Source organism: Kyrpidia tusciae DSM 2912 (assembly GCF_000092905.1).
Classification (GTDB): domain Bacteria; phylum Bacillota; class Bacilli; order Kyrpidiales; family Kyrpidiaceae; genus Kyrpidia; species Kyrpidia tusciae.
Window position 1 is genome coordinate 1,839,142 of record NC_014098.1, and the last position, 21,341, is coordinate 1,860,482.

The following is a 21,341-nucleotide window of genomic DNA, read 5'->3' on the forward strand; positions in this document are numbered from 1 at the left end:
CCCCATCAAAGCGGAGCCCGTCAAGACACCGGATGCTGCTCCTTTCTCATCCGTTCGGGGATCTGGTCGAGCCGAATGAGATCATCCAAAGTCTCCCGGCGCACCACCACGTCCGCCCGCCCGTCTCGCACGAACACCACCGCCGGCCGGGGGGCGCGATTATAGTTGCTCGCCATCGAGTACGTGTACGCTCCGGTGCCGAAAACCGCCAGGATATCCCCGGGCACCGCGCGCGCCAGGGGCGTATCCCAGATCAGCATATCGCCGGTTTCGCAGAACTTCCCCGCCACCGCCGCCAATTCCTCAACGGGTTCCCCGGCCCGGTTGGCCACCACAGCCTCGTAACGAGCTTGATAGATAATGGGACGCGGGTTGTCCGCCATCCCTCCGTCCACGGCGATATACCGGCGCACCCCGGGGATCTCTTTCCGCGCTCCCACTGTGTACAACGTGGTGCCCGCCGGCCCCGCAATCCGCCGCCCGGGCTCCACCCATACCTCGGGGACCGCCACCCCGCGCCTCAGGGCCTCCCCTTTCACGGCATCGGCGATCGCCGCAATGTACGCCTCTACCGGGAGGGGCCGATCCTCTTCCACATACCGAATGCCGAATCCGCCCCCGACATTCAGGATCCGCAGCGACGCGCCCCACTCATTGACGGCCCGGGCGTAAAACTCCATCATCCGCTCAACAGCGAGAACGAACCCTTCAGTCTCAAAGATCTGCGAGCCGATATGACAATGAAGGCCTACCAAGTTCACCCCCCGCGCCCTTTGGGCGCGGCGGACCGCCGCTTCAGCTTGTCCGCTCGCCAAGTCAAAGCCGAATTTCGTATCCTGCTGACCCGTCTGGATGTATTCGTGGGTGTGGGCCTCGACGCCCGGGGTCACCCGCAGCAGGATGTTCGGGCGCTTCCCCTGGCGCTCGGCCAATTCCGCCAAAAGATCGAGCTCATAAAAATTATCCACCACAAATCCACCAATCCCGGCCCGGAGGCCGTAGATCAGTTCATCCCGGCTCTTGTTGTTCCCGTGCAGATGAATCTTCTCCGGGGGAAACCCCGCGGTCAGCGCCGTATGCAACTCCCCGGCCGACACCACATCGAGGTGAAGGCCTTCTTCCTCCACGAGCCTGCACATGGCCTGGGTACAAAAAGCCTTCCCGGCATAAGCCACCTGATAGCGCAGTCCCGCCTTGCGAAAAGCCGCGTGAAACTCCCGACAGGTCTCTCTCAGCAGCACCTCATCAAACACATATAACGGGGTTCCAAAGCGCTCGGCCAATTCTACCGTATCGCACCCGCCGATCTCCAGGTGTCCCCGATCGTTTACCCGACGCGTCCCCAAAGAAGGCACCAATGCTTTCTTCCCCTCTCCGAATCACAAAGGCAACCGGTTTATGGCCGGCGCCGGTTAGGCCGATTATATCACGGCTCATTACGAGGTACAACGATTAACCTTTCGGCTTAAATACCAAGGCCGCAAGGAAACTGAAAACAATGGCGCTGGAAATGCCCGCGCTGGTCACCTCGAAGATTCCCGTGATGACCCCGATGATCCCGTGTTGTCCGGCTTCCACCAACGCTCCGTGGGTGAGGGCGTGCCCGAAGCTTGTGATGGGGACCGTGGCCCCGGCCCCAGCGAGCTGGATCAGCGGATCGTACAGGTTCAACCCGTCCAGGATAGCCCCGCTGACCACCAGGATTGTCATGGTGTGGGCCGGGGTCAACCGGCCCACGTCCATCAGCAGTTGTCCGATCACGCAGATCAGGCCGCCCACCACGAATGCCCAGACATAAATCATCGGTCTCCCGCCTTTCGCTATCAGCCTGAACCCGTCCGTTTCCGGACCCGGGACGCCCCGGATCAATCCTCCCGCTCCAAGACGACCGCGTGACAGATCGTCGGAATCGTTTCCCCCTGCTGGGCCGATACTGTCGAATGAAGAGCTCCGGTGGCGGCAACGAGCACCCGCCGCAGTTCCCCCCGACGAAGCCGGCGAACCAGGTGGCCAAAGGTCACCACTGCACAACAGGCCGATCCGCTGCCCCCATTAAACACTTCGGGCTGGGTCGGTGAGTAAATCAGAGCGCCGCAATCGGCGTACCGATCCCCGAGATCGTAACCGTACCGGCTGAACCATTCCCGCAGCACCGGCATGCCGTGAAATCCCAGATCCCCGGTGACGATGAGATCATAATCCGAAGGCTGGCGGTTCAGGTCCGAGAAATGTGCCGCCAACGTATCGGCGGCCGCCGGGCCCATGGCCGCGGCCATGTCCATCGGATCCTTCGCGCCCAAATCGATCACTTTACCGAGGGTAGCGAAGGTCAATCGAACCCTGCCGGGACCACCAGCCGAGTCCCGGGCCAAGAGTGCCACTCCGCCCCCGGATACCGTGCAGGGGGCAGTGTCCGTTTTCTGGGCCCCGTACTCAGTCGGATACCGATACTGCCGCTCCGCCGTGGCGTTATGGCTGGCCGTACCCGCCGCCACCAGAGTTTCCGCCTCGCTATCCACCGCCAAAGCGGCCACCGCCAAAGCCTCGCCGATGGTCGCACAGGCGCTGAACACCCCAAGATAGGGGGTAGCAAGGGAACGGGCCACAAAGGTGGAAGTGGTGATCTGATTCATGAGGTCACCGGCAACGAACAATCCCACATCTTCTTTGCGCTTCCCGGACTTCTCCAAGGCTTTGTCGAAAGCGTATTGGAGAAAAGTTTGCTCGGCCTTCTCCCAATTCGGCTGCCCGGCATAGGGAGTGGGAAAAATCCCGTCAAAATCGTCCCTCAGCGGCCCCTCGCCTTCCTTCGGCCCCACCGCCGCCGCCTCCCCGGCCAGAAACACCCGATCAAACTGCCACGTCTGACCTCCCACCGACCGGGCCACAATTCCCGCCCCCTTTACTCGAAAATCGGTGAACGGACCCGCCTCCTGGAACTCGCCACCCGAAAAGGCCGACCCCCTGTCTGAACTCGCTGCCCTATCCGATGATCCGTGGGAGCACCGCACGAATCAAAGTGACAAAAAACGCCGCCACCACGCCAAAGACGATTACAGGCCCCGCCACTTTGAACATGTTTGCCCCAACTCCGAGCACCAACCCTTCACTTTTCGCTTCAATCGCCGAGGAGGACATGGCATTGGCAAACCCCGTGATCGGGACTGCCGAGCCCGCCCCGGCCCATTGGGCAAAGCGATCGTATAGCCCTAGACCGGTCAGTAGAATCGCGGCAAAAACCAGAGTCGCCGCTGTGGGATTGGCCGCCGCTTCTCGGTCAAATCCCCCGACGCGCATGTACAAGTACTGGATGAACTGTCCAAGATCGCAGACCAGTCCCCCCACGACGAAAGCCCGAAGGGCATTGCGCGCCGCCGGTACAGGAGGGCGATGCCGTTTGACGACCATTTGATACTCTTTCTGCAATCGCTTATCATCCGGCGTTCCGACGCTCATCCAGATCTCCTCCATCCCCTGGTACCGCATCTAGCATGCACAGACCCAAGCGGCACTATGCCGCCTCGCCCTAGGGCGACAACTCCGGAAATAGAACATTCACGAGGCACCCGATCATCTTTCCGATGACCATGGCCGAGACGAGAAGCGGCAAAACCGGCTCCAGGCGAAGTCTCCGGGCCAGGATCGGCAGCACATTCAACACCTCGGTCAGCGCCCCGGCCACCATCCCCACGAATACCCCGGCAAAAAGTCCCCATGCCCCGGCCACCCACCGGGATAGGCTCATGGGCATGGGAAAAATTTCCGATAACGCGCTCATAAAGGCACCGGCGATCAGTGCCCACTGATAGGCCAACAGTCCCCCCTTAAACCGGGTCAACTGAACGAGCCTCGGCACCACGTCCAACACGGACAACAGCGCCAGAAACCCACTCCCCACCGTCACGCCCCAGGCCAACCCCACCGCTGCCGCCAGCCCCTCACGGATCATGGGCCTCACGCGGGTCCGGCGCCCGTTCCTGACGACTCCCCTCCTGGGTGATCACATACTGATTGATCATCTGCTCGTACTGAAAGACCTCCACCTCGAGAGGGCTGGGTTCATTTTCGTTGATTTTTCGCCGGAGCAGATGGTTAAAGAACAGGGCCATCCCCAGTCCAACCCCAAAGGCATAGGGAATTTGTAAAATGTAAGGGTGGGCCTTGTATTCACCGGTGATCAGGTGATACACCCGCTGGTGGACCCGGACCATGCTCACGTCGGCGTGGAAGTTCATGATTGTCAATCCGGAACCGACGAAAAGCAGAAGCCACACCGCCGTGACCTTGAGCCAAGGCGGTTTCGAGACGCCGAGGTCCTCCAGATCGACGATCGTCTCCGTCGGCCCGATCAAATGAACGTTAACGTGAGGCAGGCGCCGTTTGATGGCCGCCACCAGGTCAATGGCTTGAACCACCCGCACACCCCCCTGCCGGGGACTCCAATCCGAAACGGGGATTCCCACAACGATCCGCCTCAGGTCCCCCCCGCCGGAGTCGACCGCCACCACCTCCGCCGCCTGGCCGACGGTCAGGTACTCCCCGGGCCGCAGACTCAACCGTTCCTTCGGGCGAATGTAGACATCAACCTCCGGCGCAACCTCCAAGGAAATCCGCCTCCTCCCGGTTCCCCGTTAGTATGCCCAGTTTTTCCCGCCCGTCCAGAGTCGTGCGCCCACGGTGGCGCCCACGGCCGCCAAGGCAAAAAAAAGCTCCGCCCTCCCTTCGGGCGAAGCCCTACCCGTCATCCTCACCGAGAAGTTGCCGGCGGATCCGGTTCAGAATCTTTTTTTCCAAGCGACTGACCTGGACTTGAGAAATCCCCAGCACTTCCGCCACTTCCGATTGGGTCTTGTCCCTGAAAAAGCGAAGGAACACGATCAGCCTCTCCCGCTCAGGCAGCCGGTTTAACGCATCGGTGAGCGCCAGGCGATCAAACCACTTCTCTTGTTCCTCGTCGGCGATTTGGTCCATCAGTAAGATCGGGTCCCCGTCGTTCTCAAACACCGTCTCGTGAATCGAAGCCGGTGCCCTCATGGCATCCTGGGTGAACACCACTTCCGCCGGGTCCATCCCCAGCTCCTCGGCAAGCTCATTGATATGAGGTTGCCGACCCAAACGTTTCGCCAGCTCGTCCCGGGCCCTTCGGATATGCCGAGCGGTTTCCTTGACCGATCGGCTCACTTTCACCGTGCCGTCATCCCGCAAAAAACGCTGAATTTCGCCGATGATCATCGGAACGGCATAGGTGGAGAATTTCACGTCGTAACTGAGATCAAACTTATCGATCGCCTTCATCAGCCCGATACACCCGATCTGGAACAGATCCTCGGGCTCGTAGCCCCGACCCAAAAAGCGCTGAACCACCGACCAGACCAACCGCTGGTTAAAGAGAACCAGGGTCTCCCGGGCCCCCGCATCCCCGGATTGACTTTGCGCGATCAGTTCCCTGACCTGTTGATCGGTCAGTTTCGCTTTTGTCGAACCAAAATCCCTCTCCGGTTGCATGATCTCACCTAGTGTTCCGACGTCGTCCGGCTCTTCAACCGCTTGACCAGGCGCACCCGGGTACCTTGGCGGGGGCGGGACGTGATTTCGACTTTGTCCACGAAATTTTCCATGATTGTAAAGCCCATTCCCGACCGCTCCAAATCCGGGCGAGAGGTATACATGGGCTGACGGGCCAACTCGATATCCTCGATGCCCACTCCTTGGTCGTCTATCATAATCTCCACCACGTCTCCCTCAAGGGTGCAGGTGATGCTCACCATCCCTTCCCGGTCCCCGTATCCGTGAATGATGGCATTGGTCACCGCTTCCGAGACTGCGGTCTTAATCTCGGTAAGTTCCTCCACGGTCGGATCAAGCTGAGCGACAAATGCGGCAACGGCCACCCGGGCGAAGGATTCGTTTTCCGATCGACTGGAGAATTCCAATCGCATCACATTCCGTGTCGCGCTCATCCTAGGCCTCCCTCAATGCGGCGATGCCGCCGGACTCGTCCTCATACACCGGCACGATGCGCAGCACCCCGGACAACTCCAACAGTTTCCGCACGGGCGCCGTCAAGCCGCAGCAGGCCATCTTCCCGCCGCGCTGGCTGATCCTGCGATACCGGCCCAGCAGCACCCCGAGACCTGAACTGTCCATGAAAGACAAATCCGACAGGTTCCACAGCAACCGAATCGACCCGGTCTCTTCCAAAAGCGCGTCCACCTTGGCCCGCACCCCGTCCGATGTATGATGGTCCAACTCTCCCCGCAACCGGGCCACCACAACCCCCGACCGATGCACCGCCTCCACCTCTAGAGACATGCCCATCCCTCCTCCCGATCTTCACCAGCAATTCGCGATGCGGGCCGGGAAATCCTGCCCATCGACAAAAGAACAGGAAAATCGAGGGAATCCGTCACGGTTCGACCCTCACGGCGCGTCCTCTTCCCCTTCAAGATACAAACGCCCTCCCTGTTCGTCGTAGCCGAACAGTTCCGCATAGCGCCCCCAGTCGATAAGAATATCCAGTTGCTTGGCCGCCTCTTCCGGACTGAACCTCCGCTCGAAAATCTGCAGAAAAAATTCCCTGGCAATCTGCTTATTCCGTTTTGACTGAAGTACCCATAACATTTTCTCCATGGTCGGGACCTTTTTTAACACCAGATCGCGAAAAATTTCCTTCCTCTCCAGCACGCTGGCGTCGGCGAAGCGACGCCCGACGTCGGTCAGCTCAATGTCGCCATGCTCCACCTTGACCAACCCCAAGAGTTCGGCCCCTTCGACAATGGGGAGAAAATCTTCCACATCCAGCATCAGGTTGTCCGCCAATTTATACAAATCCGTCCGGCTTTCCAGGTCATCCAACAGCTCCAACAGTCCCGTGAGGGCGCCCGAACGCACCTCCGGCACCCGGGTCATCGATTTGGCCGCCGCAGGCACCGCTTCGGCCACGGGAGTTCGTCGGGTGATAATGGCGTAGAGTTGATCCACCAACGAAAGAAAAGTCGGGGACTGTTTATCCCGCCAGTGCGGCAGAGTGATTCGGATGTCCGTCACCACCTGAGCGGGGTCCCGGGAAAGCACCACGGCCCGGCTGGCCAAGTACACCGCCTCCTCGATACTGTGGGTAACGAGGACAATGGCTTTGGTCCGAATCTTTTTCTCAAGCCACAATTCCAACAGATCCCGGCGCAGATTCTCAGCGGTCAGCACGTCCAGGGCCGAAAAGGGTTCATCCATGAGGAGGACATCGGGTTCGGCCACCAGGGCCCGGCCAAAACCCACCCGCTGTCTCATCCCGCCGGACAACTCCTTCGGAAACGCCGTCTCAAAACCGTCCAAGCCCACCATATCGATGACCTGCAACGCCCGCTTCCTTTTTTCTGCAGGCGGGATGTCGGTCCGCTCTAACCCGAGTTCGACATTCTCCAACACCGTCAGCCACGGAAACAGGGCAAAGTTTTGAAAAATCATCGCCACTCCTGGCGCCACCCCGTCCACCGGCCGGCCGTGGTACAACACCTGACCCTCGGTGGGGGGAATCAGCCCGGCGATAATCCGCAATAGAGTCGATTTGCCCGACCCCGAAGGGCCGAGGAGGGCGACAAAATCCCCCTCTTCCACTTTGAGCGAGACATCTTTGAGGATCGTCGTTGTCGTACCCGGCCCCACTTCCCAGTCCTTGGACACGTGGCGCAATTCTAGCAGAGCCATCCCTGCCCCCCCTCTCACACTTCCAACCGGTACCGGTTTTCAGCCAACCGGTACAAACGCCTCCACAACAGGCGGTTTACCGCGACGACAAAAGCGGCCATCACGACAATGCCCCAGACAATGGCCGGCCAATCGCCATTGGTGGTCGCCCGGGTGATGTACGCCCCGAGCCCGGTGGCCGCCAGCTGGGTCCCCTTCCACGAAACCACTTCGGCGACGATACTCGCGTTCCATGCCCCTCCGGCCGCCGTCACCAGCCCGGTGACCAAAGACGGAAAAATCACGGGCAGAATGAGCAGCCTCCATCGGCGCCATCCGCCAAGGCGCATCAAATCGCTGGCTTCCCGGAGGTCGCCCGGAATGGCGGACGCCCCTGCGATCACATTGAATAGGATATACCACTGGGTTCCCAGCATCATCAGTGCCACCGATCCCCACTCAAGGCTTACGTGCAAGGACAAAAAGGCTGCGGTAATCAGCGGAAAAAACATATTGGCCGGAAACGAAGCCGCCACCAGAACCACCGGTTGGGCCACCCGGGACCATTTCGGGTGCGTGCCGATCCACACGCCCACGGGGATCGTCCACAGCGCTCCCAGCAGCACCGCCGCCGCCACCCGGAGAAGAGTGAGCACCCCATACAGCACAGGGAAAAATAGCTCTCGCCACCCCAGTTCCCTCAGCATCAGCCCGCCCCGGATGATCCAGTACACCGCCACCACAAACACCGCGGCCCAGATCACAGCGGAGACGACCTTTTTGGCCACCGAGGGCATCCGCATCCGAGGCGCCCGAGGCGGGCGCCCCGCGATCATCCACAGCCAGGCCGGCTCAAAAAACACCCGGCGGGCCCACTCGGCAATGTGGGAACGCCGCAACAGCGTTAACATCCACGAAGTGGGCAGATCCGGGCCCGCCGTCTGCTCCACCTTGAAGCGCTGGGCCCATGCGACCAGGGGACGCCAGAACAGTTGATCCACGACAATAATCACGATGACCATGGTGACCATGGCATACAGAAGAGCTCGGACATCTCCCGCATCCATCGCCGCCGCCATGTACGATCCGATCCCGGGCAAGCGGATATCCCGGTGCATCACGGTGATGGACTCGCTAACAGCGAGAAAAAACCATCCTCCGCCAAAAGACATCATGCTGTTCCAAACCAACGGCACCGCCCCGTACGCAAGATCCAACACGAAAAACCGGCGGACCCCGCCCAGCCCGTACAGTCGACTCGCCTCCCGGAGCTCCTTCGGAACTCCTGTAATCGATTGATAAAACCCAAAGGTCATGTTCCACACTTGACCGGTAAATATCGCAAAAATCGAAGCCAATTCCGGCCCCAACAAACTCCCCGGAAACAGGGCCATAAACCCGACCACCGTCACCGACAAAAACCCGAGCACCGGGACCGATTGCAGAATGTCGAGCAAAGGGATCAGAATCCGTTCCCCCAGCCGGCTCCGGGAGGCCAGGCGGGCATACAAAACCGTAAACACCACCGAAGCCCCGAGAGCCACAAACATCCGCATTAAGCTTCGACCGGCGTAGTACGGGAGGGCCGAAGGGTCGAGGGAAACGGTCATCGACTGGGGGGCATAGGGTTCTACCATCCCCTTCCCCACCTGCACGATGCCGTACAGGAGCCCCAGCACCCCGGCCAGTAGCGCCGCATCCACCCACCAAACCGTCTTTTTTCGGACCTGTCCGTAGGCGGGCATCTCCGTCTCCCCCTTTCTTCCCACAGGATGGTTCTTGACTCCATAAAAAAACCCCCGAAGCCGGGGGACACCATGCGCATAACGCACACCTTCCCCCTGGTTGAGCTTCGGCAGTGTACAACGTAGAGCCCGGATGCTCAGCCACCTTAGGGAAAGCCTTAATCCGGCAATCCCTGGTCTACCCATTGGCGTCTTTCGACGTTTCCGGGCAGTGGCCTGTGTTTGTACACACGCCTCACCTAACGAGGATGGTGAAATCTTCTTTTTTGACCATGGCGATTGTAGCACGTTCAGGGTCGGTCATCAAGGGGAAGCTCATCCACCACCTCGGCGCACCGCCGACACAGGTCCGGGTGACCCTCCACCGTCCCGACCTCGGGCAACACCATCCAGCAACGCTGACATTTTTCACCTTGAGCGGGGGTGACTCTGACGCTGACTCCTTCAAATTCCAAGGCGTCCGAAGGGACCGTCTCTTCCGGTCCGTGAACGGACACTTGGGAAACGATGAGAATCTGGGGCAGCTCCTCGGCCATCCCCCGGATGTCTTCAAATCGCGGACCGAGCCACACCTCCACCGCCGCTCCGAGGCTATTGCCGATCACTTTCTGCTGACGGGCTGTCTCCAACCCCTTGGCCACCTCGTACCGGAACTCCAGAATCCGTTCCCACTTGCGCATCAGGGCGTCATCCTTCCACTCGGACCGCACCTGGGGCCAGTCCTCCAACTGGGCGCTCGGCCCCTTTACCCCCGGAATGTAACCCCACACCTCATCGGCGGTGTGGCTGATGATGGGAGCCACCAATTTCACCAGAGTCACCAGGATCTCGTACATGGCCGTCTGGGCCGACCGCCGAATCGGATCCGCCTCCCGGCTACAATACAACCGGTCCTTAAGCACATCGAGGTAAAAAGCGCTCATCTGAACGGCGCAAAAATTGTGCACGGCGTGAAACACCAGGTGAAACTCGTAATTCCGATACGCAGCGCTCGTCCGTTCCACCAGCCGTTGGAGTTGATCCAGGGCCCAGCGGTCGAGTTCTGTCATATGTTCGTAAGATGTGCGGTGGGCCGCCGGATCAAAACCGTTCAAGTTCCCAAGCAAAAACCGGAAAGTATTCCGGATCTTGCGATAGACCTCGGCCACTTGCTTCAAGATGGCGTCGGACACCCGGGCGTCCGAGCGGTAATCCACCGACGCCACCCAGAGCCTCAAGATATCCGCCCCCAGGCGATCCATCACCTCCAGGGGATCCACCACATTCCCAAGACTCTTGGACATCTTGCGCCCTTCGCCGTCCAACAGGAATCCATGGGTCAGCACCGCCCGGTAAGGAGCTTGTCCCTTTACCGCCACAGCCGTAGAAAGGGATGAATTGAACCATCCGCGATGCTGGTCCGATCCTTCCAGGTACATGTCGGCCGGCCAGCGAAGCTCCGGCCTCCGCTCCAACACCGCCATATGGCTCGACCCCGAGTCAAACCACACGTCCATGATGTCCGTTTCCTTGCGGAACGAATCGCCGCCGCATCGGCACCGATACCCCTCGGGGAGCAAATCCTTGGCCTCCCGGGCAAACCACACCTGCGAGCCGTGCTGCTCAAACAAACGAGCCACATGGTCGATGGTCTGGTCGTCAATCACCGTCTCCCCACAGGTTTCACAATAAAAAATCGGGATCGGCACGCCCCAGACCCGCTGGCGGGAGATGCACCAATCCTGGCGTTCGGCCACCATGTTGTGAATCCTCTGTTTGCCCCAGGAGGGAATCCACTGGACCTTCTCGATCTCGTCCAGCATCTCCTGACGAAACTTGTCGATGGAGGCAAACCACTGTTCCGTGGCCCGAAAGATGACCGGATTCTTGCACCGCCAGCAGTGCGGGTACTGGTGGCGGATTTCCCCCTCGGCCACCATGGACCCTTCCCGGCGCAAAAGATCGCACAAGACATCGTTGGCCTTCGCGTAGAATTGTCCGGCCACCGGCTGACCGGCCTCGGTAAAACGGCCCCGGTCATCAATCGGAGCTTCTATCGGCAGGTGGTACTTGAGACCGACAAGATAGTCCTCCATGCCGTGGCCCGGAGCCGTATGAACGGCGCCGGTACCCGCATCCAGGGTGACATGATCGCCCAGCACCACCGGAGCCCGCCGGCCTTTATGGAAAGGATGCTGGAGAATCGCCCCCTCCAGCGCCCTGCCGGCGAATTCCTTGAGAACCCGTCCTGCGTCGGGATCCCGCCCTGCGGCTTTCAGCACGTGTGTCAACCGGTCTTTGGCGACCACCCACCGCTCGCTGCCCACTTCCACCAAAACGTAGCGAAAATCCGGGCCCAGAGCCACAGCTTGGTTCGCCACCAGCGTCCAGGGCGTCGTCGTCCAAATGACCACCGAGGTCCCCGCCGGATCCACAACCCCTTGACCGTCCACGACAGGAAATTTTACATAGATACTCGGTGACACTTTGTCGCGATATTCGATCTCCGCCTCAGCCAGGGCCGTCTCACAGGACGGACACCAGTAGACGGGTTTGAGGCCTTGGTAGATATAACCTTTTTTGGCCATCTCGCCAAAAACGCGGATCTGAACGGCCTCATAACCCGGCTCCAGGGTCATATACGGATGATCCCAATCCCCTCGCACCCCCAGACGCTTGAATTGCCCCCTTTGCCGGTCGATGTACTCGAGAGCGTATTGCCGGCACATCTCCCGGAACTCCAACACGTCAATTTCGTGGCGATTGAGGTTCTTGGATTTAATAATCGCATGTTCAATGGGCAGACCGTGAGTATCCCACCCGGGTACGTAGGGGGCTTCAAAACCGTCCATCGTCTTGAATTTCACGATCATATCCTTCAAAATCTTGTTCAAGGCGTGGCCGACGTGGATGTTCCCATTCGCATAAGGCGGACCGTCGTGAAGAATGAATTTCGGCCGTCCCCGCCGCATCTCCACCGATCGGCGGTACAGACCGATCTCATCCCAGCGCCGCTGGATCTCCGGCTCCCGCTTCGGCAAATTCCCCTTCATGGGAAAATCGGTCTTCGGCAGATGTAAGGTATGGCTATAGTCCATGAGGCGTCCTCCTTTCCACCCGACAAACAAAAAGCCCCCATCCCCGCGCAGGGACGAGAGGCCGTCACCTTTCGCCGCACAACCCTCTCCTGACTCCCGCAGCGCCGCACCACCGCCCGGCGACGCCACTCCGCACCACCAGTATAGAGATTGCCAGAAAGCCTGTCAAATCGGGCTCATCACCGACTTCCGGTCCCGGACTCCAGTTGCCCCGCCTGCTGCAAGTCTTCTGCCAGGTCATCCCAATCCCGCGCTTCGATCATCTCCAATTGGGCCTGAACCAAAGAGCGCAGGCGAGTGCGGAACACGGAGACCTGTTTTTGGATTTCTTCCATCTCCATCAGGATCTTTCGGGATTTCATCAACGCTTCGTTGACAATCCGGTCGGCGTTTTTTTCCGCTTCCCGCACGATCAACTGGGCCTCTTTCCGGGCGTTGGCCTTGACCTCCTCCGCCGCTTCCTGGGCAACAACGATGGACTTGCTCAGGCTCTCTTCCAGATTCGAGAAGTGCGCCAGGCGTTCTTCCAAGAGTCGGCTCTGCTCGGCCAGTTGCTTGTTCTCCCGGATCAATCCTTCGAACTCTTGAATGACCTGCCGTAAGAATTCATTCACTTCATCTTGATTATAGCCACGAAAGGATACGCTGAATTCCTTATTGTGAATATCCAACGGCGTTAATGACACGCCGTCCACCTCCCCCGAATCGGCATCCATGCTGTCCCTAGAATTCGACGCCCGGTGGGGAAATCCTGCACCCGCTCTCTAAAGGTGTCCCACCCGCACAATCTGCCTGTTGACGGGCACGAGGACGCTCCTCGGGCAGAAGATACGTTTGCCACGGCCACGACACCTAGACCACCCCCACCGCGCGAAAAATCCAGAACAGCAGCAGCATGACACCCCGCTCAAGGAAATAATAGACGACAAGGGCCACGATGTAGGAAAGGTCCAAGGAAATGGCTCCAAGGGGCAAACTTGGGATGAAGCGGCGAAAGGGAGCCAAATACGGCTCCGTCAGGCGAACGAGCCACCTGCCGAGGGATGTGTCCCAGACGTCGGGAAAGAACGATAGGAATGCTCGGGCGATCAGCAGGTACCAGTAGACTTGGAGAAGGATGCCAACCACCTGGCTAACTGTGATGTACAGATTCAATGCTTCCACTCACCTCGTTTTGTCCTGGGATTCCTGGCCGCTGAGATATTCTGAGATCGCCCCCTGGACGTCTACATTGTCCGGGGCGCACAGGATGATCTGGGGCCCGATCTTTTGCATCGTCCCTCCCAGCGCATACAGGACACCGCTGAGAAAATCCATGATCCGCAGGCCATCTTCATAGGGGACTTTTTGCAGATTGATCACCGCAGCCCGGCGATTGCGGAGGTGGTCGGCGATCCCTTGCCCTTCTTCAAACCGAGCGGGTTCGCAGAGAACCAATTTGACCGACTTCGCTTGGTGAAGGCTGACCACCGCCCCTTTCTTTCCGGAGCCCGGCACCGGCCCGGAGATCTCCTCCTCCCGGGGTTCCTCTACCCACTCCTCATCCCCGAATCCCAGGAACTGAAAGAAACGACGCATCCGGTCGCCCATTCATACCACTCCCCTCTCTCCGTTTGACTCGGCCTCAGGGCCTGTCCTCTCGTTGTCCAACAAGATCCTCCCGAGGCGAACAATGGTGGCCCCTTCCTCCACCGCCACCTCGAAGTCTCCGGACATGCCCATCGAAAGCTCCAGATTGTCCCGATTCCGCCACACCGGGTGATGGCCAAATCTGTCCCGGAGTTGCCGCAGCTCCCGGAACACTCCGCGCACCTCTTCGGGGTCGTTGACCGCCGGAGCCATGGTCATAAACCCCGCCATGATCCATCGGGAAAATCGATTTTTGCTCTGTATGTAGTCGAGAAAATCCCCGATTTCTTCCCGGGCCACTCCGCTTTTTTGTTCTTCCCCGGCGACATTCACCTGGGCCAAAACTTTCAGCGGTGGCCCCTCGGGCGGCCCTTCCGCAAACCGCCTGGCCAAGGCGTCCACCAAGGAAGGCCTGTCCAAAGAGTGAAGCCACGCGAAATGTTGAATGACCGCCTTGACCTTATTGGTCTGCAGATGACCGATAAAATGCCAGGTCACCCCAGAGCCCAATGCCTCCAGCTTCTCCTGCGCCACCTGCAGACGGTTCTCTCCGAGGTCCGTCAGCCCGGCCTGAACCCATTCCTTGGCCCGGGCTGCATCAATGTATTTACTCACCGCCACGAGGCGCACGCCCGAAGGATCTCTTCCCACCCGGGCGCACGCCCGGGCGATGCGCATTTTCACCTCAGCAATGCGCTCACCTGTGCTCACGCCGATCGTCCTCCTCCCACCCCGTCATCATCCACCAGGGCCACGGCGGCGGCCATCCGGCCTGTGACCCCATTGTCCCTCCGATGGGAATAACACACGTCCGGCCGGCAGGATGTGCACACCCCGAGGACCGCCACCCGATCCTCAGACACCCCCGCATCCCGAAGAATCTCCCGGTTGGCCCGCCACAGGTCCAGAAAATAATGTCCCGGGCGCCCCGGTACGAAAACGCCCTCGGGGACGAGCTTCCACCTCTGATGGAACACCTCCCGCACCTTCTCATCCACCTCATAGCAACAGGGTCCGATGGAAGGACCGATGGCGGCGTAGAGCTGCTCCGGCACCGCCCCCCACTCGACCAGCTTCCGAACGGCCGCCTCCAGTGTCCGGACCGCGGTGCCCCGCCACCCCGCGTGCACGGCAGCCACAGCGGAGACATCGGGCGCGTACAACAGAATCGGCACGCAATCTGCCGCAAGGACCGCCAAAACCACGCCGGGATCCCGGGCAGCCATAGCATCCGCTTCCCCCAACAAGTTCTCCGGGCTCAGGGCCCCCCGGCCGGCGTCGGCTGAGGAGACCGTGAGGATGTGATCCCCGTGAACCTGCCGGCAGAAGGTCCAGCGTTCCAGGGGCATGCCAAAGGCTTCCGCCGCCCGGCGGCGGTTCTCCAGCACAGCCCCCGCTTCGTCCCGGGTCGAGAAGCCAAAATTCAAGCTATCATAAGGCGGACGGCTCACCCCGCCCACCCGGGTGAAAAAACGGGCTCTCACCCGGCCCCCTTCCTCCCAAGCCGGGACCCGCCAAAAGGTCACGCCCGCTTCGCGGGCCAACTCCCACTCCATGACCCCGCTCCTCCAGCCGCTGCTCTCTCGCCACCCAGTGTACCACATCTAGTAGCCCTCGGACACACCCGGTCCATCCGCCGAGCGATGACTCCCGCCTTCGGCAGCCGGCCGCAATTCCACGAGGATCACATCCGTGCCGATTTTGACAATTTGGTCCCACGGAATCACATGCTCCTGGCCGTTTCGCCACAACCCGAACCAGCGAGAAGTCCCGGGCACGACGATGGCCCGGACCACCCCTTGTTCCAGGTCGATTTCCAAATCGCCGACCATGCCAAGACGGGCGCCGTCCCGGATATTCACCACGTCTTTCGCCTGGAGTTCCGACGCTTTCATCCCTTGTATCGCCTCATCCCTGCTTCCGCAGTCGTCGCCCTCACCCTTCTCATCTTTTATATATGCGGACACCCCGGGAAAGTGCCCAACAAAAAAAAGCGCCCGGGGAGGGGGCGCCGAGGGCCGGGCGGGGCTCAGCCCTGGATTTTAATGAATTTTTGCATGTGCTGAATGGCCGACTTTTCGAGGCGGGAGACTTGGGCCTGGGAGATGCCGATCTCCTCAGCCACCTCCATCTGGGTCTTGCCTTCAAAAAATCGCATCGCCAAAATCTTTTGTTCTCGCTGGCCCAGTTTGTTCATCGCTTCCCGAAGGGCGATCTCTTCAACCCAGAGTACGTCTTGATTGCGGTCATCCCGGATCTGATCCATGACATAGATCGGGTCGCCCCCGTCATGGTAGATCGGCTCGAACAGGGAAACGGGATCTTGGATGGCGTCCAGGGCAAAGACCACGTCCTCCTTGGGCAGGTTGAGCTGCTCGGAGATCTCCGTGATCGTCGGTTCCCGCAGCCGTTCGTTTGTTAATTGATCCCGAACCTGCAGCGCTTTGTAGGCGATGTCCCGCAACGATCGACTGACCCGAATGGGATTGTTGTCCCGCAGATACCGCCGAATCTCCCCAATGATCATCGGTACGGCGTAGGTCGAGAATTTTACATTCTGACCGAGATCAAAGTTATCAATGGCTTTCATCAATCCGATGCACCCGACCTGAAACAGGTCGTCCACGTTCTCCCCCCGGTTGTTGAAACGCTGGATCACGGAGAGCACCAGGCGCAGGTTTCCGTGAATGAGCCGCTCCCGAGCGGAAAGATCTCCAGCCTGAAATTCGGCGAACAGCTTCCGCATCTCGGCGTTGGTCAGCACGGGCAACTGCGAGGTATTCACTCCGGAAATTTCCACCTTATTGCGTTTCATAGTGTCCCTCCCGCGTCGATGGGGTGGGCCGACGGCTCGGTCATCAGTATCCCCTGAGCGGGAAGAAATATGCAGTTATAGCATTCGATTGAACTCCTTGCGGAGGCGTTTTATGATGCGTTTCTCGAGCCTGGAGATGTAGGATTGCGAGATTCCCAGGAGATCGGCCACATCTTTTTGCGTCATTTCCTGACCGCCGGCGAGGCCAAAACGCAATTCCATGATCTTTCGTTCCCGTTCGGTCAGCTTCCCCAGAGCGTCATACAGCAGATGTTTGTCGATCTGCTCTTCGATATTGCGGTAGATCGTGTCGTTCTCCGTCCCCAGGACGTCGGACAAAAGCAGTTCATTTCCGTCCCAATCGACATTCAAGGGTTCATCAAAGGAGACTTCGGCCCGAACTTTATTGTTCCGGCGCAAGAACATCAGGATTTCATTCTCAATACAACGGGAGGCGTAAGTGGCGAGCTTGATTCGCTTCTGGGGGTCAAAGGTGTTCACCGCTTTGATCAGGCCAATGGTGCCGATGGAAACCAAATCCTCGATATAAATCCCGGTATTCTCGAATTTCCGGGCGATGTACACGACCAGCCGCAGGTTGCGCTCGATCAGGGTGGAGCGCACGGATTCGTCTCCCTCGATCAAGCGAACCAAGAGAGCCTCCTCCTCTTCCCGGGTTAAGGGAGGCGGCAAGGCTTCTCCCCCGCCGACGTAATCCACCTCGTCCCCTGGGAAGAAGCGCCCGGTAACTCTCCACCACCACAACCGCAAACGCCGTTTCCAATTCGCCCAGTGTTCGCCCATCTCGCGTCCTCCTTCACTGACCGGCTCACCCGGCGATGATCTCCGCCGAATCGAGCACCGATGTGGGTACAATGGCTGCGTATCGCCGGCGCCGATCTACGGGCTCCGCCTGGATTGCCACGTAAACCTGGCCCACCGTCCAGACCCGGGATCCCTGCCGGATTTGAACGACGTCCGGTCGAAAGGCTGGCAGCAGCCCACCGCGGCCGCGAACGCCACGCCAGGCGACCACCCGAAGTCGGGACCACCATTCCTCTCCTGGATCCGCCGTCGGTGCAATCGGTGGATCCCTGCCCGACCCCTGGGCATCTCGAAGCCACTCGAACAAGGAGGACGGGAGAATTCCCCGCAGGCCTTCGGCTTCTGCGACGATCACCGGCCAGCCGCTGAGAGGCTCCCGCAATTGATTACCGGAGTCGAGCAGGACCGGCACCTCCCGGCTGCCCAGGGGGGTGACGACCTTCATGCGAGCCGTATAGTCCACCAGTTGCTCATTGCGCCGCTTGACCCGGTATAACCCCGCCAACAGCAACAGGCCAAGGGGGACGCCCAGGGCTAGGACCCCGGTTCTCCATCGCCACAGCCAGGCGGGGGTCCCACTCATGACCACAAGACCCGCCCCGACCCCGGCGGCGCCGCCGAAGCCCCACTCTAAGGCGATCATGGCGCCGGCGAACACAAAATTCGCGAGATAAAAGAAAGCCATACCCTGGATCCAATAGCCTACGCCCCGCAGGGGCAGGGCCAAGCGAACCATCGCAGCGGAGACGACAATGCGCGCCCACCACCCGCCCAGAGCAGGCAGAAACAGCTCCGCCATGGCGTAGGCCGCCCCCAAACACGCAGCCAAGAGGACCCGCAGGGGCCGGGGTCGAATGCGAAGGATCCAAGCTGTCCCCCATAGGGTTAAGGCGTCCATCCCCGCGTTCACCGCCGCCACCAAATCCCCGTACATCACCGGCACCGGTTCCACCTTCTTCCCACCCGGGGCACCGTACAAATCAGTATAGTACATGTCTATGACAAACTTTGTCATACCTTGACGAAGGCATAAAAAAAGCCCTCGGTGCCTCCGAAGGCTTGCGCTGTCTGGGTTTTTTCACTCGGTTCCGGGGCGGCCAAGCTCTTTGGCTTCGACCCCTTATCCGCGCCGATGTCGAAGAAAAGCGGGGATGTGGTAATCTTCCGATTGAGTCGGCGCCTGGACATTCTGAAAAGGTCGGATCTCCACTTTGTTGGCGGGCTTGGCCGTTTGCTGGGCTTTGTGTTCAAAACCGGTGGCAATCACCGTCACGACGATCTCGTCCTTCAAATCCTGGTTGATCACCGCACCAAAAATCATGTTCACTTCGGGGTCGGCCGCAGAGGAAACGATGTCTGCGGCTTCGTTCACTTCGAACAGGCTGAGATTGTTGCCGCCAGCAATATGCATGAGCACTCCCCGGGCCCCGTCGATGGAGGTTTCCAGCAGCGGGCTGCAGATCGCCTTTTTCGCCGCCTCTGCGGCGCGGTTTTCCCCACTGGACACTCCGATCCCCATCAGGGCCGAACCCCGCTCGGTCATGATGGTCTTCACATCCGCGAAGTCCACGTTGATCAATCCGGGGACGGCGATCAGATCGGAGATCCCCGACACGCCTTGGCGCAGCACATTGTCCGCTTCCCGGAACGCCTCGAGCATGGGCGTATTGCGATCGACGATCTCCAGTAACCGATCGTTGGGGATGACGATCAGCGTATCCACCTTTTCTTTCAAATGCTGGATTCCCTGTTCTGCCTGGTTCATCCGGCGCCGTCCTTCAAAACTGAAAGGTTTAGTCACCACGCCCACCGTCAGGGACCCGAGTTCTTTGGCGATCTCGGCGATCACCGGCGCCGCTCCGGTGCCCGTACCGCCCCCCATCCCGGCCGTTACGAAAACCATATCCGCTCCCCGCAGGGCGTTCATGATCTGCTCCCGGCTCTCATCGGCCGCTTTCTTCCCAATCTCCGGATTCGCCCCGGCCCCTAGGCCCCGGGTGAGTTTCTCCCCGATCTGCAGCCGGCTTTCGGCCTTGGACAGCTGCAGAGCCTGGGCATCGGTGTTCACCGCAATGAATTCCACACCCTTGATCCCGGATTCAATCATCCGGTTGACCGCGTTACAGCCTCCGCCTCCCACGCCGATCACCTTGATCTGTGCGAGGTGCTCCGTGTCGAATTCGAACTCGAGCATCACCGTGTCCCTCCGCTCACATAAAATCGGCAAACCAACTCTTAATTCGTCGAATCAATCCGGGGGACGCCCCTTTGCGAGCGGGCTGGTGATCCACAGCCCGGCGGTAGCTATGGTTGGCCACATATCGGATAATGCCCACCCCATTGACAAACGAAGTATCCCGCACACCCAAAAATTCGGGGACAGCGACCCGCACCGGAGCGGCCAACTCATGTTCGGCCAGCTTGTCGATCCCGCGGGTGGCGGACACGCCGCCGTACAGAACATAACCTCCGGGAATCTCCCCCGCCACCCCCATGCGCTCGATCTCTTGGCGAACGAGGAAGAACATCTCCTGAAGCCTCGGTTCGATGATCGCCGCCAACTCCTGTGCCGACACATCTTTTTCATCCTGGTTGCCGATCCTTGGGACTTTAAACCGCTCGTCCCTGGGTGCCAAGGTCACCATCGCCCAGCCGTGTTTGGATTTAATCTTTTCGGCCACGTCCGTTTGCGTCCGCAGACCGATGGCAATATCGTTCGTCACGTAATCTCCGCCGACCGGAAGCACACTGACCCCGGCGAGGGCACCCCGCTCGAACACCGAGATGGTCGTGGCCCCGGCACCCAGATCGACCAGCACGACGCCGAGCTTCTTTTCATCCGGGGAGAGGGCGACGGATCCGGCTGCCAAAGGGAGGAGGACAAGACCCGCAATCTCCATCTCGGCGCGCTCCACACATCGCACCAAGTTGTGAATGACCGTCCGGGATCCCGTAATGATATGGGCGTCCACCTCCAGCCGGACTCCGATCATGCCACGGGGGTCGGTGATCCCTTCCAACCCGTCGACGATATATTCCTTTGGAACGACATCCACGATCTCCCGTTCGGGAGGCAGGGCCATGACCCGGGCGGCCTGAAGCACGCGGTCGACGTCATCTTCGGTGATCTCGCGGTCCGGCGAGGAGACCGCCACCACTCCATGGCTGGATTGCAAGGCGATGTGGCTGCCGGATACCCCGACGTAGGCCGCTTGGATATGCACGCCGACCATCCGTTCAGCATGTTCCACCGCTTCTCGAATCGCCTGGACCGTTGTGTCGATATCGACAATGGCTCCCTGGCGGATCCCGTCACCCGGTGCCGTCCCGACGCCGATCACGTTCAAGTTGCTGCCTGTTACTTCTCCGATGATGATCCGGATCTTGGATGTCCCAACGTCCAGACTGACGATGATGTCGCCCTTGGTCAAACAATGGCACCCCCAAACCCACTCCCTTAGATGCTCTCCTAGAAAATTCGACGCAACGCAGGGAATCCCTTTTTTTTTCGAAGGCATCTTTACAAAAAAGAAGCGCCGGATGTCCCGGCATCCGGCTGAAAATCGA

The 21,341-nt window shown here is 59.8% G+C and carries 23 protein-coding genes and 1 riboswitch; all 23 genes read right to left on the reverse strand.

Annotated features, from left to right (window positions below):
• Nucleotides 1-20: 20 nt before the first annotated feature.
• Nucleotides 21-1,355: a diaminopimelate decarboxylase gene (lysA, locus tag BTUS_RS09135; protein ID WP_013075814.1), complete on the reverse strand. Its 1,335-nt coding sequence runs from the start codon at nucleotides 1,353-1,355 to the stop codon at nucleotides 21-23.
• A gap of 97 nt (nucleotides 1,356-1,452) precedes the next feature.
• On the reverse strand, nucleotides 1,453-1,803 hold the full coding sequence (spoVAE, locus tag BTUS_RS09140; protein ID WP_013075815.1) for a stage V sporulation protein AE: 351 nt from the start codon (nucleotides 1,801-1,803) through the stop codon (nucleotides 1,453-1,455).
• A gap of 62 nt (nucleotides 1,804-1,865) precedes the next feature.
• Entirely contained in the window at nucleotides 1,866-2,888 is a 1,023-nt protein-coding gene (gene spoVAD, locus BTUS_RS09145; RefSeq protein ID WP_013075816.1) for a stage V sporulation protein AD, read from the reverse strand.
• A gap of 94 nt (nucleotides 2,889-2,982) precedes the next feature.
• On the reverse strand, nucleotides 2,983-3,456 hold the full coding sequence (spoVAC, locus tag BTUS_RS09150) for a stage V sporulation protein AC (RefSeq protein ID WP_013075817.1): 474 nt from the start codon (nucleotides 3,454-3,456) through the stop codon (nucleotides 2,983-2,985).
• 70 nt (nucleotides 3,457-3,526) lie between these two features.
• Complete coding sequence (locus tag BTUS_RS09155) at nucleotides 3,527-3,949, reverse strand: stage V sporulation protein AB (RefSeq protein ID WP_041305528.1); 423 nt, start codon at nucleotides 3,947-3,949, stop codon at nucleotides 3,527-3,529.
• Nucleotides 3,939-4,604 (reverse strand): stage V sporulation protein AA, encoded by a 666-nt coding sequence (locus BTUS_RS09160; protein ID WP_013075819.1) that lies wholly within the window; start codon nucleotides 4,602-4,604, stop codon nucleotides 3,939-3,941. The genes BTUS_RS09155 and BTUS_RS09160 overlap by 11 nt, the downstream gene beginning before the upstream one ends.
• A 130-nt stretch (nucleotides 4,605-4,734) precedes the next feature.
• Nucleotides 4,735-5,505: an RNA polymerase sporulation sigma factor SigF gene (gene sigF / locus BTUS_RS09165; RefSeq protein WP_013075820.1), complete on the reverse strand. Its 771-nt coding sequence runs from the start codon at nucleotides 5,503-5,505 to the stop codon at nucleotides 4,735-4,737.
• An 8-nt stretch (nucleotides 5,506-5,513) separates the two neighbouring features.
• Nucleotides 5,514-5,960 (reverse strand): anti-sigma F factor, encoded by a 447-nt coding sequence (gene spoIIAB, locus BTUS_RS09170; RefSeq protein ID WP_013075821.1) that lies wholly within the window; start codon nucleotides 5,958-5,960, stop codon nucleotides 5,514-5,516.
• 1 nt (nucleotide 5,961) lies between these two features.
• Nucleotides 5,962-6,312: an anti-sigma F factor antagonist gene (gene spoIIAA, locus BTUS_RS09175; RefSeq protein ID WP_013075822.1), complete on the reverse strand. Its 351-nt coding sequence runs from the start codon at nucleotides 6,310-6,312 to the stop codon at nucleotides 5,962-5,964.
• A 108-nt stretch (nucleotides 6,313-6,420) separates the two neighbouring features.
• Nucleotides 6,421-7,704, reverse strand: a complete 1,284-nt coding sequence (locus BTUS_RS09180; RefSeq protein WP_013075823.1) for an ABC transporter ATP-binding protein — start codon at nucleotides 7,702-7,704, stop codon at nucleotides 6,421-6,423.
• 14 nt (nucleotides 7,705-7,718) lie between these two features.
• Nucleotides 7,719-9,428: an ABC transporter permease gene (locus BTUS_RS09185; protein ID WP_013075824.1), complete on the reverse strand. Its 1,710-nt coding sequence runs from the start codon at nucleotides 9,426-9,428 to the stop codon at nucleotides 7,719-7,721.
• Nucleotides 9,429-9,514: 86 nt separating this feature from the next.
• A riboswitch (M-box (ykoK) riboswitch) is annotated at nucleotides 9,515-9,682 on the reverse strand.
• Nucleotides 9,683-9,718: 36 nt separating this feature from the next.
• A complete protein-coding gene (gene ileS, locus BTUS_RS09190) occupies nucleotides 9,719-12,505 on the reverse strand; it encodes an isoleucine--tRNA ligase (RefSeq protein ID WP_013075825.1) in 2,787 nt (928 codons plus the stop codon).
• 179 nt (nucleotides 12,506-12,684) lie between these two features.
• Nucleotides 12,685-13,191: a DivIVA domain-containing protein gene (locus BTUS_RS09195; RefSeq protein WP_013075826.1), complete on the reverse strand. Its 507-nt coding sequence runs from the start codon at nucleotides 13,189-13,191 to the stop codon at nucleotides 12,685-12,687.
• Between the two features lie 166 nt (nucleotides 13,192-13,357).
• Complete coding sequence (locus BTUS_RS09200; protein ID WP_013075827.1) at nucleotides 13,358-13,669, reverse strand: YggT family protein; 312 nt, start codon at nucleotides 13,667-13,669, stop codon at nucleotides 13,358-13,360.
• Nucleotides 13,670-14,095, reverse strand: a complete 426-nt coding sequence (locus BTUS_RS09205) for a cell division protein SepF (protein WP_013075828.1) — start codon at nucleotides 14,093-14,095, stop codon at nucleotides 13,670-13,672.
• Nucleotides 14,096-14,845, reverse strand: coding sequence for a YggS family pyridoxal phosphate-dependent enzyme (locus BTUS_RS09210; RefSeq protein ID WP_013075829.1), 750 nt, complete (start codon nucleotides 14,843-14,845; stop codon nucleotides 14,096-14,098).
• Entirely contained in the window at nucleotides 14,842-15,690 is an 849-nt protein-coding gene (pgeF, locus tag BTUS_RS09215) for a peptidoglycan editing factor PgeF (protein WP_013075830.1), read from the reverse strand. Before pgeF ends, BTUS_RS09210 begins: the two co-directional genes overlap by 4 nt.
• 48 nt (nucleotides 15,691-15,738) lie before the next feature.
• Complete coding sequence (locus BTUS_RS09220) at nucleotides 15,739-16,029, reverse strand: YlmC/YmxH family sporulation protein (protein ID WP_013075831.1); 291 nt, start codon at nucleotides 16,027-16,029, stop codon at nucleotides 15,739-15,741.
• Between the two features lie 134 nt (nucleotides 16,030-16,163).
• Nucleotides 16,164-16,949 carry an RNA polymerase sporulation sigma factor SigG gene (gene sigG / locus BTUS_RS09225; protein WP_013075832.1) on the reverse strand — a complete coding sequence of 262 codons (786 nt, stop codon included), beginning with the start codon at nucleotides 16,947-16,949 and terminating at the stop codon, nucleotides 16,164-16,166.
• A 75-nt stretch (nucleotides 16,950-17,024) separates the two neighbouring features.
• The gene (sigE, locus tag BTUS_RS09230) at nucleotides 17,025-17,753 is read right to left on the reverse strand and encodes an RNA polymerase sporulation sigma factor SigE (RefSeq protein WP_013075833.1); all 729 of its coding nucleotides are present in this window, start codon (nucleotides 17,751-17,753) and stop codon (nucleotides 17,025-17,027) included.
• 25 nt (nucleotides 17,754-17,778) lie between these two features.
• Nucleotides 17,779-18,726, reverse strand: a complete 948-nt coding sequence (locus tag BTUS_RS09235) for a sigma-E processing peptidase SpoIIGA (RefSeq protein ID WP_169307956.1) — start codon at nucleotides 18,724-18,726, stop codon at nucleotides 17,779-17,781.
• Nucleotides 18,727-18,894: 168 nt separating this feature from the next.
• Entirely contained in the window at nucleotides 18,895-19,968 is a 1,074-nt protein-coding gene (ftsZ, locus tag BTUS_RS09240) for a cell division protein FtsZ (protein ID WP_013075835.1), read from the reverse strand.
• Between the two features lie 16 nt (nucleotides 19,969-19,984).
• Nucleotides 19,985-21,205 (reverse strand): cell division protein FtsA, encoded by a 1,221-nt coding sequence (gene ftsA, locus BTUS_RS09245; RefSeq protein WP_013075836.1) that lies wholly within the window; start codon nucleotides 21,203-21,205, stop codon nucleotides 19,985-19,987.
• Nucleotides 21,206-21,341 lie beyond the last annotated feature (136 nt).

Bases quoted from the DNA above. Each gene is read 5' to 3' on its own strand.
- spoVAE (WP_013075815.1), bottom strand. From the start codon at position 1,803: ATGATTTATGTCTGGGCATTCGTGGTGGGCGGCCTGATCTGCGTGATC.
- spoVAC (WP_013075817.1), bottom strand. From the start codon at position 3,456: ATGAGCGTCGGAACGCCGGATGATAAGCGATTGCAGAAAGAGTATCAA.
- BTUS_RS09155 (WP_041305528.1), bottom strand. From the start codon at position 3,949: ATGATCCGTGAGGGGCTGGCGGCAGCGGTGGGGTTGGCCTGGGGCGTG.
- sigF (WP_013075820.1), bottom strand. From the start codon at position 5,505: ATGCAACCGGAGAGGGATTTTGGTTCGACAAAAGCGAAACTGACCGAT.
- spoIIAB (WP_013075821.1), bottom strand. From the start codon at position 5,960: ATGAGCGCGACACGGAATGTGATGCGATTGGAATTCTCCAGTCGATCG.
- spoIIAA (WP_013075822.1), bottom strand. From the start codon at position 6,312: ATGTCTCTAGAGGTGGAGGCGGTGCATCGGTCGGGGGTTGTGGTGGCC.
- BTUS_RS09180 (WP_013075823.1), bottom strand. From the start codon at position 7,704: ATGGCTCTGCTAGAATTGCGCCACGTGTCCAAGGACTGGGAAGTGGGG.
- BTUS_RS09185 (WP_013075824.1), bottom strand. From the start codon at position 9,428: ATGCCCGCCTACGGACAGGTCCGAAAAAAGACGGTTTGGTGGGTGGAT.
- ileS (WP_013075825.1), bottom strand. From the start codon at position 12,505: ATGGACTATAGCCATACCTTACATCTGCCGAAGACCGATTTTCCCATG.
- BTUS_RS09205 (WP_013075828.1), bottom strand. From the start codon at position 14,095: ATGGGCGACCGGATGCGTCGTTTCTTTCAGTTCCTGGGATTCGGGGAT.
- pgeF (WP_013075830.1), bottom strand. From the start codon at position 15,690: ATGGAGTGGGAGTTGGCCCGCGAAGCGGGCGTGACCTTTTGGCGGGTC.
- BTUS_RS09220 (WP_013075831.1), bottom strand. From the start codon at position 16,029: ATGAAAGCGTCGGAACTCCAGGCGAAAGACGTGGTGAATATCCGGGAC.
- sigG (WP_013075832.1), bottom strand. From the start codon at position 16,949: ATGAAACGCAATAAGGTGGAAATTTCCGGAGTGAATACCTCGCAGTTG.
- sigE (WP_013075833.1), bottom strand. From the start codon at position 17,753: ATGGGCGAACACTGGGCGAATTGGAAACGGCGTTTGCGGTTGTGGTGG.
- ftsZ (WP_013075835.1), bottom strand. From the start codon at position 19,968: ATGCTCGAGTTCGAATTCGACACGGAGCACCTCGCACAGATCAAGGTG.